General features: G+C 36.0%; 18 protein-coding genes. 8 read left to right on the top strand and 10 right to left on the bottom strand.

Annotated features, from left to right (window positions below):
* Positions 1-100: 100 nt before the first annotated feature.
* The 5 genes from EKM66_RS09140 to EKM66_RS09120 all read right to left on the bottom strand — a co-directional run bounded on the left by EKM66_RS09140 (position 101) and on the right by EKM66_RS09120 (position 5065).
* A complete protein-coding gene (locus EKM66_RS09140; RefSeq protein WP_125763836.1) occupies positions 101-955 on the bottom strand; it encodes a metallophosphoesterase family protein in 855 nt (284 codons plus the stop codon).
* A 162-nt stretch (positions 956-1117) separates the two neighbouring features.
* Positions 1118-2935: a DNA helicase RecQ gene (recQ, locus tag EKM66_RS09135; protein ID WP_125763834.1), complete on the bottom strand. Its 1818-nt coding sequence runs from the start codon at positions 2933-2935 to the stop codon at positions 1118-1120.
* A gap of 66 nt (positions 2936-3001) precedes the next feature.
* Positions 3002-3652, bottom strand: a complete 651-nt coding sequence (locus EKM66_RS09130; protein WP_125763832.1) for a TetR/AcrR family transcriptional regulator — start codon at positions 3650-3652, stop codon at positions 3002-3004.
* 123 nt (positions 3653-3775) lie between these two features.
* Positions 3776-4552 (bottom strand): Cof-type HAD-IIB family hydrolase, encoded by a 777-nt coding sequence (locus EKM66_RS09125; protein WP_125763831.1) that lies wholly within the window; start codon positions 4550-4552, stop codon positions 3776-3778.
* Positions 4553-4567: 15 nt separating this feature from the next.
* Positions 4568-5065, bottom strand: a complete 498-nt coding sequence (locus tag EKM66_RS09120; protein ID WP_125763829.1) for a methylated-DNA--[protein]-cysteine S-methyltransferase — start codon at positions 5063-5065, stop codon at positions 4568-4570.
* Between the two features lie 86 nt (positions 5066-5151).
* On the opposite strand from EKM66_RS09120, the gene EKM66_RS09115 reads away from it, so the two are divergent.
* From EKM66_RS09115 to EKM66_RS09085, 7 genes are all read left to right on the top strand, one after another.
* Entirely contained in the window at positions 5152-5703 is a 552-nt protein-coding gene (locus EKM66_RS09115) for a bifunctional transcriptional activator/DNA repair enzyme AdaA (RefSeq protein WP_125763827.1), read from the top strand.
* Between the two features lie 93 nt (positions 5704-5796).
* The gene (locus tag EKM66_RS09110) at positions 5797-6822 is read left to right on the top strand and encodes a MupG family TIM beta-alpha barrel fold protein (protein WP_125763825.1); all 1026 of its coding nucleotides are present in this window, start codon (positions 5797-5799) and stop codon (positions 6820-6822) included.
* A 57-nt stretch (positions 6823-6879) separates the two neighbouring features.
* Complete coding sequence (locus EKM66_RS09105) at positions 6880-7356, top strand: PTS sugar transporter subunit IIA (protein WP_125763824.1); 477 nt, start codon at positions 6880-6882, stop codon at positions 7354-7356.
* Between the two features lie 102 nt (positions 7357-7458).
* Complete coding sequence (locus EKM66_RS09100; RefSeq protein WP_125763822.1) at positions 7459-8298, top strand: phage integrase N-terminal SAM-like domain-containing protein; 840 nt, start codon at positions 7459-7461, stop codon at positions 8296-8298.
* Positions 8299-8865, top strand: a complete 567-nt coding sequence (locus tag EKM66_RS09095; RefSeq protein ID WP_125763820.1) for an LOG family protein — start codon at positions 8299-8301, stop codon at positions 8863-8865.
* 248 nt (positions 8866-9113) lie between these two features.
* Positions 9114-9548: a MarR family winged helix-turn-helix transcriptional regulator gene (locus EKM66_RS09090; protein ID WP_125763818.1), complete on the top strand. Its 435-nt coding sequence runs from the start codon at positions 9114-9116 to the stop codon at positions 9546-9548.
* A gap of 1 nt (position 9549) precedes the next feature.
* Positions 9550-9990, top strand: coding sequence for a GNAT family N-acetyltransferase (locus EKM66_RS09085; protein WP_125763816.1), 441 nt, complete (start codon positions 9550-9552; stop codon positions 9988-9990).
* Positions 9991-10339: 349 nt separating this feature from the next.
* Here EKM66_RS09085 and rbsU read toward each other — a convergent pair whose 3' ends face one another.
* The 5 genes from rbsU to parE all read right to left on the bottom strand — a co-directional run bounded on the left by rbsU (position 10340) and on the right by parE (position 17877).
* Positions 10340-11233: a ribose/proton symporter RbsU gene (rbsU, locus tag EKM66_RS09080; protein ID WP_125763814.1), complete on the bottom strand. Its 894-nt coding sequence runs from the start codon at positions 11231-11233 to the stop codon at positions 10340-10342.
* 182 nt (positions 11234-11415) lie between these two features.
* Positions 11416-12351 carry a manganese-dependent inorganic pyrophosphatase gene (locus tag EKM66_RS09075; protein ID WP_125763812.1) on the bottom strand — a complete coding sequence of 312 codons (936 nt, stop codon included), beginning with the start codon at positions 12349-12351 and terminating at the stop codon, positions 11416-11418.
* A 22-nt stretch (positions 12352-12373) separates the two neighbouring features.
* Positions 12374-13333 carry a LysR family transcriptional regulator gene (locus EKM66_RS09070; protein ID WP_125763810.1) on the bottom strand — a complete coding sequence of 320 codons (960 nt, stop codon included), beginning with the start codon at positions 13331-13333 and terminating at the stop codon, positions 12374-12376.
* Between the two features lie 91 nt (positions 13334-13424).
* Positions 13425-15818 carry a DNA topoisomerase IV subunit A gene (gene parC / locus EKM66_RS09065; protein WP_404811467.1) on the bottom strand — a complete coding sequence of 798 codons (2394 nt, stop codon included), beginning with the start codon at positions 15816-15818 and terminating at the stop codon, positions 13425-13427.
* 58 nt (positions 15819-15876) lie between these two features.
* Positions 15877-17877 (bottom strand): DNA topoisomerase IV subunit B, encoded by a 2001-nt coding sequence (gene parE / locus EKM66_RS09060; RefSeq protein WP_125763806.1) that lies wholly within the window; start codon positions 17875-17877, stop codon positions 15877-15879.
* A 221-nt stretch (positions 17878-18098) separates the two neighbouring features.
* On the opposite strand from parE, the gene plsY reads away from it, so the two are divergent.
* On the top strand, positions 18099-18716 hold the full coding sequence (plsY, locus tag EKM66_RS09055; protein ID WP_125763804.1) for a glycerol-3-phosphate 1-O-acyltransferase PlsY: 618 nt from the start codon (positions 18099-18101) through the stop codon (positions 18714-18716).
* Positions 18717-18723: the final 7 nt, after the last annotated feature.

The following is an 18723-nucleotide window of genomic DNA, read 5'->3' as shown; positions in this document are numbered from 1 at the left end:
TATTCTCCTATACAAATAATTAGTATATAGTTCTTAAATTAACTACTTTGTTGCTTTTTATTTTGATATGTTGGAGTGGTAATTTAAAGCAGCAAACACGCTACTTATTATTCATTAACTCATTATAGAACTTCATGGCTAAGCTTTTATAGCCATGCTTATCCATGTACTTCTTCAGCACAGGTTGATCGTGAGTATATGCAATTCCTTCAGTGAACAATTTCTTATAAAGCTCGAAATACGGCAAATTCATTTGTTTTGCTAAATCAAGCTCGTAGTCGATATCGTATGATACCTTTTTAAACTCAATATTTGAGTAACCATATTGATCAATGTCTATAATTGCGTACTGAGCACGTCTGTCAGGTCTGAATTTCAATCTTTCCGTGTATGGTTGACCAATTGATCCTGGATTGATAACTAATTGGTCTTTGCTGCTGGTACGCATTATTTGGTGATGTGTATGGCCATATACAGCCACATCATAGTCTTGATGGTCGAACAGGTCGTCAAAATGCGCCTGTGACTGATATGGCAGCAGCTCATGCCCGTAATTCTTATGAATCAAGTTATGTGTCAATAGAACTCTAGATCCGTTAATATCAACACTAGTTGATATAGGTGAATCCTTTAGTCGTTTTAGGTTTGCTGAACTAGTATTGTTTAGAGTATATTTCATCAGCATTAATATATAAGGTGTCACAGGATCGTCCAAATCCCGTTGTGTAAGCTTGCTTACGTCCTCAAATAGGAAATTATCCCAATTTCCACGCAAAAGTATGGTTGTATTTACTGAATCCAACATGTCAAACAGATCATTTGTACCTGGTCCGGGCATTAATAAGTCACCGAGGTACCATGATTCTTGTATTTTCTGCTTTTTAACATCATTGATTACAGCTTGAAGAGCTGTAATATCCCCATGAACATCTGATAATAGTGCAATTCTTGTCATTTTTCCATCTCGTTTCGTCTGTTAAAGTATAGTGGGCGTCGGACGTTTGGTCAAATTTTGCTGTTTTTTGTTTTTTATGTTTTCGTAAAACATTTAATTTTACAAATAATAATAACAATATCGTATAAAAAAAGATTGGATTCAAATATCCAATCTTTAAATTTAATTTTTAATTTCTTCTTTTTCTGTATTTTGCTCATTTTTATAAGATTTGATTGATTCGATGAATCTTTGCCCATAACGTTCAAGTTTTGCGTTACCAACACCATTGACTGCCAAGAATTCATTGGAATTCTCAGGCATTTTCTGAGACATATCACGAAGTGATTTATCAGAAAAGATAACAAATGGTGGTACATCTTGAGCATGAGCAATATCGAGACGTAGCTTACGCAGCTTTTCGAATAAGTTTGTATCGTATGTTCCATCATTAGCAATTTCTTTAACTGGTCCGGTTGGAACAACAACTAACCTACGAGCAACTTTGGCTTCTCCCTTGAGAACCTGAGCACCCTTCCTGGTTAGTCGCAACAACGGATACTGACCACCGGTAGTCATCAAATAGCCATTTGCAGTCAGATATTCTATAAACTCATTGATAGACTTCAACGTCCAATCATGCATAAGACCAAATGTAGATAGCTTGCCAAAGTTTCGCCAATCGTTGGCGACATCGGACTTACCTGCTAACACACGACCTACTACCTTCTTGCCGTACTTCTGATCCATTCTAACTACACAACTAAGGACCTTCTGAGAATCATCGGTTACATCAGTTGTCTCCCTATTGTCTAGGCAGTTGGAACAATGACCACAATTCTTATCAGTTACTTCACCAAAATATCGCAATATATAGCGCATTAGACATACTTCAGTCATCGCATATTGATTCATTTCACGTAATTTCTCGCCCAGACTCTGCTTATAATCATCGTCAGCTTCCGATTGGTCAATAAAGAACCTATGTAATCCCAGATCTGCAGGAGTATACAACAAAATAGCTTCTGCTGGTAAACCATCTCGCCCTGCCCTACCCACTTCTTGGTAATAACTTTCAATTGTACCTGGAATAGTAAAGTGGATCACATAACGTACGTTGGTCTTATTAATACCCATACCGAACGCATTGGTAGCAACAATGACATTAACTTCATCAAATAAGAAATCTTCTTGTTGCTGGTGGCGTTCATCATCATCTAGGCCGGCATGATACCGTCCGGCTTTAATTCCGTGTGCATTCAAATACTCATATATGGTATCAACATCTTTACGACGACCAGCATAAATAATTCCTGATTCATTAACGTGTGATTTTACATAGTTCAGCACATAGGATAACTTACTAACACCACGTTCGATTTTTAACGCAATATTATCTCTAGCAAATCCTGTTTTAACGATATTATCTGTAGGAATATTCAGGATATCAACCAAGTCATCTTGTACCCGGCTAGTTGCCGTTGCTGTTAACGCTAACCAAGCCGGCTGACTAGGTAGTTCATTCAGTGGTTTAATAATATTCAAATAACTAGGTCTAAAATCATGTCCCCAAGCTGATAAAACGTGAGCTTCATCGATTGCTACCAAGTCAATTGGTAGTTGAGTGAGCCAGCTGTAAAATTCAGGGTTCTCAATGCGTTCTGGAGCAGCATATAGTAACTTGACTGCACCAGATTCAATATAGCGCATACGTTCTTCTTGATCACGATAATCGAGGGTACTATTAATAAAGGTCGCAGGAATGTTCATTTCATTTAAGCTATCAACTTGATCCTTCATCAACGAGATCAATGGAGAAACAACTAATGTTAATCCATCAAACATAATTGCTGGTAATTGATAACATACAGACTTCCCACCACCAGTTGGCATAATACCTAAGGTGCGATCACCATTTAACACATGATTAATTATTTTTCGTTGCCCCGGTCGAAAATTATCGTAACCGAAGACATCTTTCAAAACTGACTGCGGATCCAATTTGAATGCTCCTCATTTTAAAAAGTACATTTACTAGCATATCACGGACCAGCATTCTAAGAAATATTATTTTGAAATTGCACGAATAATTGCTTGTTCAATTTTTGAAAGCTCAGAGTCAATTTGGTCCGACGAAGTATCAGTTAGTAGCTTTTGAGTTTGAATAAAATAGAACACCAACTGACTAGCAATCGTACGTAATACGAACAGCAGATCAATATCATCCCTCAACTCACCGGTATTCTTCATAGCTGACCAAACAACATTAACAAAATCATTCTTTTTTTCAGTAATGAATTTTAATCCCAACTCCTTAACATCTGAATTGACCATTAATTCAGAGATTATAATCATAACAACATTCTTATTACTAACCAAGAAGTCGAATCTGTCTCTCACAATAAAGTGAACCATTTGTTCCAAAGTACTGCTATGTTCTGATATTTCCTTAATGAATTTGCTTCCATATTCTGGCAATAGATTTTTAATAACTGGCGTAATAATAGACTTCAATAATATGTCTTTAGTTTTGAAATATTTAAAAATCGTAGCTTGACTCATCCCTGATTCAGTAGCAATCTCAGCCGTCGAAGTACCATCATAGCCTTGTTTAGAGAAAAGCTTTATCGCTGCCAATAATACTTTGCGTTTGCCATTAGGCATCTTGCTATTCTCTATCCAATCATTTAAGTCTTTAAAAACTATGTCCTCTGCCATTTTAACTGAACCTTTCTATTTAACTTCTTTAATAACGTGAGTGACCATTCACTAACTATTTAAACAAATTTTACTTCACGGAAATTAAATTGTAAATAAAAACTCCAACTCAATACGTTGAAGTTAAATTAATTCTAATTTCTTGCATGCATTCCAAATACCATCTTCGTAAACACCATTAGTAACATAATCCGCTACCTTTAATACATCGGGATTACCATCCCCCATAGCAACGGAGAAACCAACCTCATTGAACATAGGAAGATCATTGACCTCATCTCCAAAAGCTATCGTATTTCTAGGATCAATCTTCATACTTGATAAGATTCTTTGAATACCAATAGCCTTACTTGAATCATTCATCGTCACATCATAAACATTTGCTGCAACTTTAAGCATTTTGATATCAGGTACAGGCACAGTCTCTGAAACATCTTCATCATTCATGACTATTAATTGGATAATATCATTTGGTATCACACCATCAGGTATTCTCTCAAATCCCATTGATCCGTCACCCTTAAAGTTAGAACTCTCATATATGTAAAGTTTCTCGACCGTCTCAAAACAAAAACCAATATTATGCTCTAAAAAGTAATCAACTACCGCTTTCAAATGCTGCTTATCAAAAACATCGTGTGCAATAGTTTGGTGTTCAAAAACAACATAGCGACCGTTATTAGCAATGAAACTGTCAACACCTAAATCCTTTAAAATATCTTTGATCATTCCATAATTTCTTCCAGTAGCAATAACTGGTTCTATACCTGAACCTCTCAACTCACTAATAGCACGCTTAGCACTCTCAGGTATTCTACTGAGAATAGTTGTATTAGCGGATGTCTTATGACCGGCTAGAGTCCCATCGATATCAAAGAATGCTATTTTATATTGATTCATCTAACTCCCTCAATTCTATTTATTACTTGATTCCAATTCCAACAATTCCTTCTTCATTTCTAATCCTGCACGGAACCCACCCAACTTATTATCCTTAGTCAGAATTCGATGACATGGTATTACCATCAATATTGGATTACGACCAATCGCTGTACCGACTGCTCTGACAGCCTTAGGGCGACCAATTGTAGACGCAATTTCACTATAATTAGATGTGCTTCCATACGGTACATCTTGAACAGCGTGCCAAACTTGTTCTTGAAAATCTGTCCCGGAGACATCTGTACTTAATTCAAAAGAAGTTCTTTTATGATCCATAAACTCTTTAAGCTGCCTATAATAAGGAGCAATCACTTTATCATCCTCAATTAATTTGGAATGTTGATAAAAAGAGTAAATTTCCGATATTTCTTTATCTGGTGAACCAACGAATGCCAAACCTTTTGCAGTTGCTGCAATCACGTACTTGTGATTATGTATTTGCTTTATTTCATAATAAATTGTTTTAGTCATTTTCAACACCTACTTTTTTACATCCCTAGTATATGCTACAATTCACTTAAAAATCTTGTCATTAAATTCTAGAAAGTGTATTTCTTATGAGAAAATATCCTCTAACAGATACTCGATGGCATTCTATTATCAATAATGATACCACCGCTGACAATAAGTTCTTCTACGGCGTTAAAACCACTATGATATTTTGCAAACCATCATGTCATTCAAGAAAACCCGCTAGGGAAAATGTACTGATCTTCAAAACTGCAAAAGAAGCGCAGGCAGCAAATTTTCGCCCATGTAAAAGGTGTCAACCCACAGGTAACGTCCCAAATACTGAATGGGTCGATGAAATAACACACTTTATAGATACAAACTATCAGCGTAAGCTTACCTTAGATAGGATTGCGGAGGAATGTCATGGTAGTCCTTTCCATCTACAAAAGGTTTTCAAACGTGAGAATGGATATACTCCAGCACAATACTTAACTACTATTCGGTTGGCAAAAGCTAAGGAACTATTAAAAAATAGCGGCCTTTCTGTTAAAAGCATCGCACTAAGAGTAGGATTCTCTAGTGATACATATTTTATTACCGTCTTTAAGCAAAGAAATAATCAAACACCGGACGAGTTTCGTCTAGAAAATGTTTAATTTCCTATATATTATCAAATTTTATGGAATTATTATCAAAAAAATAATATTATATAGTGTATGTGTTAAGCGTTTTCATTAAAGGAGGCACACATGTTAGGATTCTCTGTATATCTGGATCAATCAACCAGCGATAATTTTCGAGAATATGTTAAGGACATGAAGGACTCTGGATTTTCAGAGATTTATACTACTACTTGCATCCCCAAATTAGCAGATCATTTAACTGATCTCAATTATATCTATGATTTGTCAAAAGAATTCGAACTACATATGACAATGAAGGTAGATTGCCATTCATATGCATTGATCGATAATGACATTCTAAACGATGCCACATTGTTGATAGATGATGAAGCTCTTACTAATGGTTTAATTTCTCACATCAATAATTCAAACCTGGCAATAAACGCCAGTACGATCACTAGTGAAGACTTGCATGACTTAAAAATGCAAAATGTTGATTTGTTTGGATTAAATGCATGGTATAACTACTACCCACATCCCAATACAGGGCTAGACTTAACTTGGCTTGCTCAGAAGAATCATTGGTTACATAAACACCATATGAAAACATCTGGTTTCGTCACTGGAAGCAAACCATTTTCTGATCCACTGAACGAAGGTTTACCAACACTAGAACGTCATCGTAGTCTGAGCCCCTTTATTGCGGCCGTGGAATTATCAAAACTTGAGACTGATAATATAATAATTGGTGACTCTTACTCGGGGCCTGAACTACGTAAGTCTTTTAAGAGCTTCTTTGTAGATGGTGTCATCCCTTTACATATGACTAATATGAAGATAGGCGTACCCGACTGTCTATTTAAAATGACCTTCCATAATCGAAAAGATCCCTCAAGAGATGTAATACGTCTTGCTGAAAGTCATAAAATGAAGTGCCACCATTTTGATCCAACCAACAATATTGAACGAGTCTTTGGCTCAGTAACAATGGATAATATTAATTACGGTCCATACACAGGAGAAGTTCAAATAGTCTGTCGACACCTGCCAGCTAGTCAACGTGTGAATGTCTTAGGTGAAATTATCACCAGTGATCTGAAACTATTGTCCTATATCGATGCAGGAACTGCCTTTAAGATCATTCCTCGATAAATTAATACATATCTATCTTAATATCTACTCTTTCCCAGAAAAAAGTGAGGTTATAACATGGGATTATTTACCAAAAAAAAAGAAATTAGTATCGCCGCACCCGTGACCGGCAACTTGATAAAGCTTGAAAAAGTCAACGATCCAGTCTTTGCCAAAAAAATGATGGGTGACGGTTTTGCAATTGAACCAGACGACGGAAATATTGTTTCACCAGTAGATGGAGTTGTCAGTATGGTCTTTCCAACCAAACACGCAATTTCGCTTAAAAGTAAAAGTGGTCTAGAGATAATGCTTCACCTAGGTATTGATACTGTAGAATTAAGCGGCATGCCTTTCGAACTTATGGTTCACGAAGGTAACAAAATAACTACTTCTCAGCCTTTAGTAACTATGGATCTCGAAGCTATCGCTAAAGCAAAAAAGGATCCCGTGGTCATGCTGATAATCACTAACATGACAGATGTCTTGCAAATGAGTACGTTTGACGAAGCTCATATAACAAGTGGACAAAAAGTTATCAATGTTAATCTATAAAATCACTCATCAAATAATTAATGAGTGATTTTTTTGTGCCTATAAATACGTTTGTATCAACGTTTACGGTATAATTATAAGTAGTAAATAAGGAGGTTTCATATGTCAAAAATACCATATCTTACAGGTTTCAATGCATACCTGAAAACACGTCATATTTCTGCACGTGCCCATACTGAATATATGAATTCTCTAAATGATTTTTTCAGTTATACAATTCAGCACAATAATGATTATAAGATTTCTGAGGACATTAAAGATGTTCATGAAATGGATGTCAGGCATTTTAAGAATTTTATGTTAGAAAATTTGAAGCTTAGCCCAAGTACTATCAACAAAGTCATTAGCAATCTAAACGTATACTTCAAATATCTCTTCAGTCTTAAAAGAACGCCAGAAATACCAACTTTGAATATTAATAGCGTTGAGGTGCCAAAACAAGACGATTTCCCTGTAGAAGTGTTTCAAAACATCCCTAAATATCTGAATTCCGATTTAAGTATTTATACACGTTTACTCATTTTGATCATATCCAAGGGTTTTACTTATAAGGAAGCACTTGAACCAGACTTCTACATTAGATTTAATCAATTACACTTCACAACACTGGAAAAGAAGTTTCTGGAATCATACCAAGCCTTTATCACTCCCCTTCGCAGTCACTGGAACAATCAAAATCTCTTCTTAAGCCGTAATAAAGGAGCTAATTCCCCACTGTTATCTGTCCCTGCATTACACCGAGATCTCAAACGAGATAGTGAAGCTACAAAATTGGATCTATCGCCTAAGAAACTTTATACTACCTTCATCCTACTGGCTCTGAGTACCAAAAATCTATCTGAAGATCAAGAACGTGCCTTAGATGCACTTGAAACTGCCTCACTATTGTATTATCGTCGTTTAAAACGAGAAGTTAATTTTATGAATGATGGAAGTGACTAGATGAAAAATATTGCTGTATACTGCGGTGCTGCCGCTGGAAACAAGCCTATTTTTAAAGATAGTGCTATAAAGCTTGGCCAATGGATAGTTGATAATAACTACGGTTTAACGTACGGCGGTGGTGTCTATGGATTAATGGGCGTCATTGCGGATTCTGTCCTAGAACAAAATGGTTACGTTCATGGAATCATTACTAAGCAATTAAATGACCGCAAGCTAGCACACCCCAACTTATCCAAATTAGATATAGTCGAAACTATGGATATTAGGAAGCGTGAGATGTTAAATAACTCAATTGCTAGTATTGCACTGCCGGGTGGCCCTGGTACCTTAGAAGAGATTTCTGAGGCATTCTCATGGGCAAAAATTGGTGACAACGACAATCCATGCATCTTTTATAATATTGATCACTATTATGATTCTTTAATGGAGTTTTTCGATAATATGGTCGAAAACGGCTTTTTAGAACCTAGCGGTCGGAAAAAAGTCCTTTTCTCGGATTCGTTACCAGAAATTAAGAATTTTATCGATAGCTACACACCACCAGAGCTACGTCATTATAAATAAGTTTGATAGAATGTGACAACGATTTCCTTCTTTCGAATATTAAGTAAAATAGCGTCTGTAATCCGATTTTGGATCACAGACGCTATTTGTTTTAAGCAAAAAAAGTTATGTTTTGCTGTGCGTTTATGCCACAAGTCCAGTAACTTATATGGTCACAACACAAACACTTTTTTGTAATTTTACTGGACTTAGTCCATTATCAAGAATATAATGGCTTTTATCCACTAAATGTTAGAAGGAATTCAAATATGTTAAACAATAATCAAATAAGTTTGATTCGTAAATTTAACCGACAATACACAAATACACTGGGGTTAATGAATAAACAAGTATTCAACACCGACCTCAGCTTTCCTGAGGCACGTATACTTATGGCTATACGCTATGAGACTACCCCCATGAACGTGGCCAATACTCTTAATCTAGACGCCAGCTATACGAGCCGTGTTTTAAAGAAGCTAACTAAATTAGATTATATAAAAAAGACAGCCTCAATCACTGATGCCCGCTCTAAGAACATTTCATTGACTGATAAAGGCAAAAAGCTTCTGGTCCTTATAGACAAAGATTCAGATGTTCAAATTCAAAATCTGATTGGAAATTTGAATCAAGTTCAACAAGAAGAACTGTATGCAGCATTTAACAAAATTAACAATATTTTATTTGAAAACAATGGTGATTAATATGTGGAATGTAAAAAGGTTTTCAGAATTAACGATTAAAGAACTATTCGATTTGATGTACCTTAGAGTTGAAACTTTCGTAGTTGAGCAAGAACGAGTATATCAAGAAGTTGACGATAATGATCTCGATGCCATCCACGTTTTCAAATATGATGGAGATAAAATTGTCGCATACGCACGTATATTCAAAGAAAACGGGCATATTACCTTTGGGCGTGTAGTAGCAGATAAGAATCATCGTGGTACTGGACTTGGTGCAGAACTAATTGATGAAGTCCTAAAGATCATCGAACAGATCTATCCGCAACAAGAAATAGTCATTGAAGCACAAACTTACGTTGAAAGCTTTTATAAGAAGTTTGGTTTCCAAAGTATTGGCAATGCCTTCCTATTCAACCACACTCCACATATAAAAATGATTAAAAATAATATGAAAATTTAAATGGATTTTCCAAGCCTTTTATCTTTTACAATTTTGAAAAAGGTACTATATTTACGGTATCAGATAGGAAAGAAACTATCTGATAGATATTTCCTTAGATTATCATTTTAATTAATTGTGGTTTCCCACTAATGAATATTAATATGATACCCCTCCCAATTTTTAAAATTAAATATACGATAATAGATCAACTAAAAAATTCCATCAATTCCCTGATATGAAAAACACGCCAGATATTTATCTGACGTGTTTTTGTTTAGTCAACTTTTAAACTTTGAAGTCTTCTGATGATAGTAAAAAACATGTCAGAAAACTATCCGACATGTTTTTGTATAAATATTCAATTTTATTACTTAATAAAGGCTGTAATAATACCAGCAACAACAACTAATAATAGTCCAGCTGATACTGAAATCATTTCTTTATGTGTTTTATGCTCATGTAAAATATAAACTCCACCTAGTGTGGCAATGATAACATTCATTTGTGAAAGTGTGAAACCTGTTGCCAAACCATTAACATCTGGACGAGCTGAGATCAAATATGTCAGAGCAGCAAATGCAAAGAAGAATCCACTGATAATATTTGTATAAGAACTCTTTGTAGCAAATGGTTTTGTATCTCTATTGCTCTTAGTAGCAATAGCAAAGATTGTTGCAACTACGGCCATACCCAAAGCTTGTGGTAGGAATGCTTGGAAACCGTCAACGGTAATAGCTTGTGGAAATGCGGAATAACCTAAGTAACCAACTTCAGCGAACAATACAAGTAAGATACCCTTAACGGCATTGGCACCGCCTTCTGACTTAGGTGTCTTTTTCTCACTGTATGTTGTTAACCAAACACCGAAGATAATCAAGACGATTGAGAAGAAACCAATCATCTTTGCACTACTTGAAGACCATTCTCCCAATACTAGAACGCCCCATAATGATGCCCCAATTAACTGGAATCCAGTTGAAATTGGCATAGTTCTTGAAACACCCATTTCAGAGAAAGCGTAGAATACAAGAATCTGTCCTAATGACCAACATGCACCAGATAGGAACGTAAATAGAAATTCTTTACCGCCGATCATAGGTGTTTGACGAGCTAAAGCTACAACAACCGCGGCAATCAAAGTACCATATGTAGCTCCAAGAATTTGATTAACTGGCTTGCCGCCAAATTTACCTGTTAAGATTGGGAAAAGTCCCCAACCTATCATTGGCATAAGACCAATTAATATATTTAATGCACTCATCGAAAAACTCCCTTTTGTAAAATAAAAACAACAACATAAAAACTGCTAGATCATAAAAATCCAGCAGTTTTGATGATGTAAAATATTATACATGTTGACGGTAACGTTTTCAACAAAACAAATTCGTTTTTCACAAATTATTTTTGTAATTTCACAAGTTATCCGCTTTCATAAATTAATTATTAAAACTTTTCATTTAGTGGTGGAACAACTTGCTTCTTACGTGAAACCACGCCAGGCAATGATGCTTTGTTATCTTCAACCTTAGTATTCAAGGCACTTTCGAAAACAGAGACAGCATTTTCATCACCCAATACTAGTCCGGTAGTATCGCTTGTTAAAATGTTTGTGATTAGAAGTACGAATAGGTTGTAACCTTCTGATTCGTTTTCAGCTTTGATATCAGCAGTGAATTCTGCTTCTCTCTTCAAAGTATCAGCGATATCAACAGTGTTTACTTGAGCGATACGAACGTTCTTACCGTTCATTTCAAAGCTCTTAGCATCCATGTCGATCAATTCTTTAGTTGACTTACTATCAAGGTTTGTACCTGCTTTAAGCATATCCAAGCCATATGATTCATAGTCAATTCCAGCTGTCTTAGCAAGGCTCTTAAGAGCAGCCTTATCTTCGTCAGTAGTTGTTGGTGACTTTAATAGAAGTGTATCTGAGATGATAGCTGAGGCCATCAATCCGGCCAAATTGCCAGGTACTTCAACATCCTCTTCATTATACATTTCCCAAAGGATAGTACTTGTACAACCAACTGGTTGAGCACGGTAATATAAAGGATTAGCAGTTTCAAAGTTAGCAATTCTGTGGTGGTCAACAACATGAGTAACTGTTAGATCAGCAATGTCATCCAAGCTTTGTTGGCTTTCATTGTGGTCAACAAGCATAACTTTCTTAACTTCACCATTAGCAGCTGTGACAACACGTGGATACTTGTAATCAAACTTATCGAAGACATACTTTGTCTCTTCGTTAGGTTCACCCAAAGCAACAGCTTCAGTATTAAAACCTAATTCATTTTGTAGGTGTGAATATGAGATAGCTGCAACAACAGCATCTGTATCAGGATTTTTGTGTCCAAAAACTAATTCTTTTTCCTTAGTCATTCTTAATTTCCCCTTTTTTATTTTATCTAGAAGATTTTAAACGATCGATATAATTCTTATCATTCAAGAAATTATCCCACTCGCAGAGAAATTCCTTTATTCGAGGAATCTTTTCTTTATCTTCTCGATATACAAATGATAATTCACTTGATACCGCAGGTTCAAGTGGAGTTTGATAAAGTTTAAACATTGATGCATGTGCTATACAAAAACTTAACGGTAAAACCGTATAAACATCATCTGATCCTTGAGCAAACTTCAATAATTGATATGGAGATGAAAAACGAGCAATAACCTGTGGCTGATCAACTAAAGCATTTCTAAATCTTTCCTGTAATAGGTCAGATAGATAATAATCTTTAACATAAGCAGCCCATGGTTTCTCGATTGCATCCCTATAATTGGCGATACCCTTTTTATAAATCTTCTCGTTATTATGTACCAAGACAATATTGTCATTAATAATCTTCTTTGACTTGTAAATCTTCCAATTTTTAATGTTTTTATCTGGTAAATACATAATTGCGAGATCAATTCGATTATTCTCGATGTGATCCCAGATTTCTTTACGTGTTAAAAGATTAAGATCAATTTCGACATTGGGATTAATTCGATTATATTCAACGATAAAATCTTCAATAACCATTGATTCGGCGGTCGACAACAAACCAATACTAATCGTACCGGATTTATCAGAAGATTCTTGTTGAATCTGATCTGTTACTGAATTAATGACATCAAAAATTTCGTGTGTTGCCTTCAACAATGAAGTACCAGCATCAGTCAGATAGATTTTCTTACCCATGCTATAAAATAATGGAACACCTACTACTCGTTCAATCTTTTTAATTTGCTGAGTCAAAGCAGGCTGGGTAATTCCTAAAGATTGAGCAGTTTTTGTGTAGCTCATATTCTTCGTTAATTCGTCAAAATAGTTCAGTGCTTTTGAACTAAATACGCGTCTTGATTTTTCGTCTAACAATAAGACGTCCTCCTAATCATTGTGAAAAGATATTACTAATACTATGCATTAATAATACTATACAAATATGAAAATATGTTGATATTTTAAATTACTTTTCAATTACATCTTTCACAAATCTGATCGGATTACCATCTGTTTCTGGATCCATTACAAACGAACCATTTGAATATCTATCGGCGTTTTGATGCGAACCTTCGTCCAAATCGATAACCTTGTTTGTATCTGTTACTACTGATAACTTCTCATCGCCAGTAATATTAGTTACTAATGAAACACGATGTGGAGCACGTTTTAATTCGCGTAGTGTCAATACACCACGTCTAGCACGACTAGTTGATGGAATCTCTGATAACTTCATTTGTTTATATGATCCACGTTGTGTCAATAGGGCAATCTTGTCATTTTCATCAGTTGTCAAGAAATATCCAGCGATCTTATCATCATCTTTTAGACTAACGAACTTAACACCAACTGCCTTACTACCAACAACCGGAACCTCATCAAGTGGAAAAGCTGATGCATATGAATGTTCGGTAAATACATAAACTTGTCCCATGATTCCATCTGGAACGAAGTAAACATTCATTACCTTAGCATCATCAGTCTTCAGCTTACTATATCGACTGGCACGTGACTTATAGGTTCTACCTGGAAGTAAATCACTGAAGGCAACCTGCTTGATATAATTCTCACTTGTTCCAATCAAGAAGTTACCCTTTTCTTCAAGTGATTTGAATACGAATGCCTTAAGTATTGACTCATCATTTGCCAAACCGATTTCTTGTGACAAATGCGATCCTGTATCTTTCCAGCGATTATCATCAACTTCAAAGATTTGACGATAAATCATATTTCCCTTATCAGTAAAGATAAACAAATGATCTAGCGTATTAACTTCTTGATCTAGAATTGGATAATCTTCATCCTTAAGACCGTTATCTCCATTATCAGAAGCTTGATATGAACGAAGACTACTACGTTTTACATAACCATCATGACTGACTAGCAGACGAACATCTTCACTTGCAACCAAGACACTTGTATCAACTTCAATTTCAGCAACTTTTGCTTCGATCTTAGTACGACGTGCATCAGCGTATGTATCACGGACATGTTCAAGTTCCCCTTTGATGACATTCATCAATGTATTGTGATTACTAATAATGCGATTCAAAGACGCAATTTGAGTAGTCAATTGCTTATCTTCTTTTTGAAGTTCTGTCACATCAGTATTAGTCAAACGATACAGTTGCAACGAAACAATTGCTTCTGCTTGTGGTTCGGTAAACTTATATTCCTTAACTAAGTTATTCTTAGCATCAGATTTATTTTTACTGCCACGAATCGTTTTAATAACCTTGTCCAATATTGACAGAGCCTTGATAAGACCTTCAACAATGTGCAAACGTGCTTTAGCCTTTTCAACATCAAACTTACTACGACGTAGAACAACGTCTTCTTGATGTTTAACATATTCTTTTAGTATTTGTACCAATCCAACTTGCTGTGGACGCATGTCGGCAATAGCAACCATATTAAAGTTATATGAAATTTGTAGATCAGTATTCTTAAATAGATAATTCAAGATTCCCTGTGCATCAACATCACGCTTTAATTCAACAACGATGGACAAGCCTTGACGGTCACTCTCGTCACGAACTTCGGCGATACCATCGACCTTTTTAAGAACCCGCATTTCATCCATTTTCTTGACCAATTGAGCCTTGTTAACTTCATAAGGAATCTCAGTAATTACAATTTGTGACTTGTGGCCACGAATTTCCTGAATAGAAGTCTTAGAACGTAAATAAACCTTACCACGTCCTGTCTCGTATGCTTCACGAATTCCTTCAGCACCTTGAAGAATACCGCCAGTTGGAAAGTCAGGTCCTTTAACAATCTTCATTAAATCATCAAGTGTCGCATCTGGATTATTGATCAACTCGATTGTCGCATCAATAACCTCACCTAAGTTATGTGGTGGAATCTCTGTTGCATAACCAGCTGAAATACCTGTTGCACCATTGACCAATAAGTTAGGAAAACGTGCAGGTAAAACTTTTGGTTCTTTTTCTGTATCATCAAAGTTCCATTCCATATCAACAGTTTCTTTGTTGATATCACGGAGCATTTCTGTTGAGATCTTACTCAATCTTGCTTCGGTATAACGCATGGCAGCAGGTGGATCACCATCCATTGAACCGTTATTACCGTGCATTTCAATTAGTGGATCTCTAAGTTTCCAATCTTGAGATAAACGAACCATTGCTTCATAAATCGAGGAATCACCATGGGGGTGAAAATTACCCATGACATTACCAACACCCTTGGCAGACTTTCTAAAACCTTTATCAAAGGTATTACCATCAACGAACATTGAATACAAAATTCTTCGTTGTACTGGTTTTAGTCCATCACGTATATCTGGGAGTGCTCTCTCTTGAATAATTGATTTTGAATATCTCTCAAAACGATCTCCCATTATTTTCTCTAATGGCAAATCTTGAATTTTAGGAGAATTGTTAGCCAAAATTTATCACCTATTCCTTATTCAATAAATCATCAACGATTTTATTATCTACTGGATCTGTATCATCGACTTTTTCCAAAATATTGTCGCCCTCTTCTGTACCGTTGAAACGAACGTTCTTTTCGATCCATTCACGTCTAGGCTTAACTTTATCGCCCATCAGAGTGGTTACGCGTCGTTCAGCAAGAGCAGCATCATCAATATTTACACGAATTAAAATTCTTGATTCTGGATCCATAGTTGTATTCCACAACTGATCAGCGTTCATTTCACCAAGACCCTTGAATCGCTGTAATTCATAACCTTTACCCATCTTTTTAATGGCAGCCTGAAGTTCATCAGGTGTCCAACAATATTGCATTTGAGTTTTCGCACCCTTACCTTTTTGAAGCTTATACAAAGGTGGCAATGCAATATAGACATGTCCAGCATCAACAAGTGGTCTCATGTAACGATAGAAAAATGTCAAAAGTAATATTTGAATATGAGAACCATCATCATCGGCATCGGTCATAATGATGATCTTATCGTAATTTCTATCTTCCAATTTGAAATCAGCACCAACACCGGCACCAATCGTATAGATCATTGTATTTATTTCTTCATTCTTGTAAATTTCTTCTAGTTTTGCTTTTTGAGTATTCAGAACTTTACCACGCAAAGGTAATATTGCTTGGAACTTACGATCTCTACCTTGTTTAGCAGAACCACCGGCAGAATCACCCTCGACTAGGAATAGTTCATTCTTTTTAGCGTTTTTAGACTGTGCTGGTGTCAATTTACCTGACAACAAACCGTCAGTCTTTTTGTTTTTCTTACCATTTCGAGTGGTTTCACGAGCTTTTCTGGCTGCTTCACGTGCCTCACGCGCCTTCAGAGCCTTCTTTACAAGAGTTTGGGCCTGTTCCCCATTCTCCATCAAATAAAAGCTCATCTGCTCATAAACTAGCTGATCAACGGCTGATCTAGCTTGAGCAGTCCCTAACTTACCCTTTGTCTGACCTTCGAATTGAAGAATTTCTTCGGGAATACGAACTGAGATGATAGCTGATAGTCCTTCACGAACATCACTACCTTCAAGGTTCTTGCTGTTTTCCTTTAAAAGTCCAACTTTTCTAGCATAGTCATTAAAGGCTTTGGTTAATCCAGATTTCATACCAGATTCATGAGTCCCACCATCAGCAGTACGAACGTTATTTACAAATGAAATAATATTCTCAGAATAACCATCATTATATTGACCAGAGAACTCTATTTCAATTCCAGAATTCTCACCTTCAATATAGAAGATGCCACCAATGGTATCTCGATCTTCATTCAAATACTTAACAAAAGATTGAATACCATCTTCGTAGTGGAAGACATCTCCATGTTCTTCTTCACCACGTTTATCGGTAATAGTGAATTTAACCCCTTTAAGTAAGAAGGCTGATTCACGTAGTCTTTCAGCTAAAGTATCATAGTTAAACTTGGTTGTTTGAAAAATAGAAGCATCTGGTTTGAAACTAATTGTTGTACCATTGCCTTCTTTGGTAGTTCCTGTCTTCTTCAAGGTTCCAACTGGATGACCACCATTTTCAAAACGTTCTTCATACACTTTGTGGTCACGAACAACACGTACGGTCATCCATTCAGACAAAGCATTAACAACAGAAGAACCAACACCGTGAAGTCCACCAGACGTTTTGTAACTATTTTCTGAGAACTTACCACCAGCATGAAGAACAGTTAAAATAACTTCAATTGTTGGTTTACCGCTAGCGTGCATCCCTGTAGGCATTCCACGTCCATGATCGACAACCGTAATACTATTATCATGGTTGATCGATACATTTATTTCTTTTCCATATCCTGACAGAGCTTCGTCAACTGAGTTATCGACAATCTCATAAACCAAGTGATGCAGTCCACGTGAATCAGTTGATCCAATGTACATACCTGGTCTCTTTCGAACGGCCTCTAAGCCTTCCAAAATCTGGATTGACGAATCATCATAAGATGATTTTGGCATTTATATCATTCCTTTTTTATTAATTACAATCTCGACATTTTACTATTATATCACTATGTTCTCATACTTCAGCAACAATTGGAACATATGTTCGTTTTTTATTACTTTTACTTTTTAGTGTTTTTATTAGATAATGTCTGAGTTGGTATTTTTTATTCGATATAAAAATACCATAGAGTTACAATATACCAAAAAATATAACTGAGAGAGTGATTTTTATAATGAAACTTCTCGTTTGTGCAATTTTAGCATATTTAATAGGCTCATTTCCGACAGCTTATATCGTTGGTAAGGTATTTTTCCATAAAAATATCTTCGAATACGGTAGCGGAAACGTGGGAACTACTAATGCTTATCGAGTGTTTGGACCCTTTGCGGGTACTGTAGTTTTGATATTTGATATTTTAAAGGGAACTTTAGGAGCTTTGATGCCAGTCTTCTTTGGACTAGATCGTCACTGGATCCTTTTCATCGGAATATTTGCAGTCGTAGGACATGTCTTCTCGATTTTCTTAAAGTTCCGTGGTGGCAAGGCTGTAGCAACTAGTGCTGGTATCTTACTAGCATACAATCCTTTGCTATTCACCATCTGTTTCATTTGTTTAGCACTTATTGTCTATTTGACTAGTATGGTCAGTGTTGCGAGTCTTACAACTGTTCTAGTGTTCACGATTGCCACATTATTCATGCACGACTGGATTTTAACTGGTGCAGCGGCAGTGGTAACTATTATCGTATATGTACGTCATATCCCCAATATCAAGCGTTTGCTCAAAGGTAAAGAAAATTTAGTTCCAATCGGATTAGCCTATAAACGCCAACAAAAAAACGACCATTAGTTTGGTC

The organism is Companilactobacillus hulinensis (genome assembly GCF_003946555.1).
Taxonomy (GTDB): Bacteria; Bacillota; Bacilli; order Lactobacillales; family Lactobacillaceae; genus Companilactobacillus; species Companilactobacillus hulinensis.
The sequence above is the reverse complement of the archived record's forward strand: the minus strand, read 5'-3'. Positions and strand labels throughout refer to the sequence as shown.

What these genes read in the sequence shown, in the direction of transcription:
- EKM66_RS09140 (WP_125763836.1), bottom strand. Translation starts at nt 955, where the DNA reads ATGACAAGAATTGCACTATTATCAGATGTTCATGGGGATATTACAGCT.
- EKM66_RS09130 (WP_125763832.1), bottom strand. Translation starts at nt 3,652, where the DNA reads ATGGCAGAGGACATAGTTTTTAAAGACTTAAATGATTGGATAGAGAAT.
- EKM66_RS09125 (WP_125763831.1), bottom strand. Translation starts at nt 4,552, where the DNA reads ATGAATCAATATAAAATAGCATTCTTTGATATCGATGGGACTCTAGCC.
- EKM66_RS09120 (WP_125763829.1), bottom strand. Translation starts at nt 5,065, where the DNA reads ATGACTAAAACAATTTATTATGAAATAAAGCAAATACATAATCACAAG.
- EKM66_RS09115 (WP_125763827.1), top strand. Translation starts at nt 5,152, where the DNA reads ATGAGAAAATATCCTCTAACAGATACTCGATGGCATTCTATTATCAAT.
- EKM66_RS09110 (WP_125763825.1), top strand. Translation starts at nt 5,797, where the DNA reads ATGTTAGGATTCTCTGTATATCTGGATCAATCAACCAGCGATAATTTT.
- EKM66_RS09105 (WP_125763824.1), top strand. Translation starts at nt 6,880, where the DNA reads ATGGGATTATTTACCAAAAAAAAAGAAATTAGTATCGCCGCACCCGTG.
- EKM66_RS09100 (WP_125763822.1), top strand. Translation starts at nt 7,459, where the DNA reads ATGTCAAAAATACCATATCTTACAGGTTTCAATGCATACCTGAAAACA.
- EKM66_RS09095 (WP_125763820.1), top strand. Translation starts at nt 8,299, where the DNA reads ATGAAAAATATTGCTGTATACTGCGGTGCTGCCGCTGGAAACAAGCCT.
- EKM66_RS09090 (WP_125763818.1), top strand. Translation starts at nt 9,114, where the DNA reads ATGTTAAACAATAATCAAATAAGTTTGATTCGTAAATTTAACCGACAA.
- EKM66_RS09085 (WP_125763816.1), top strand. Translation starts at nt 9,550, where the DNA reads ATGTGGAATGTAAAAAGGTTTTCAGAATTAACGATTAAAGAACTATTC.
- rbsU (WP_125763814.1), bottom strand. Translation starts at nt 11,233, where the DNA reads ATGAGTGCATTAAATATATTAATTGGTCTTATGCCAATGATAGGTTGG.
- EKM66_RS09075 (WP_125763812.1), bottom strand. Translation starts at nt 12,351, where the DNA reads ATGACTAAGGAAAAAGAATTAGTTTTTGGACACAAAAATCCTGATACA.
- parC (WP_404811467.1), bottom strand. Translation starts at nt 15,818, where the DNA reads ATGGGAGATCGTTTTGAGAGATATTCAAAATCAATTATTCAAGAGAGA.
- parE (WP_125763806.1), bottom strand. Translation starts at nt 17,877, where the DNA reads ATGCCAAAATCATCTTATGATGATTCGTCAATCCAGATTTTGGAAGGC.
- plsY (WP_125763804.1), top strand. Translation starts at nt 18,099, where the DNA reads ATGAAACTTCTCGTTTGTGCAATTTTAGCATATTTAATAGGCTCATTT.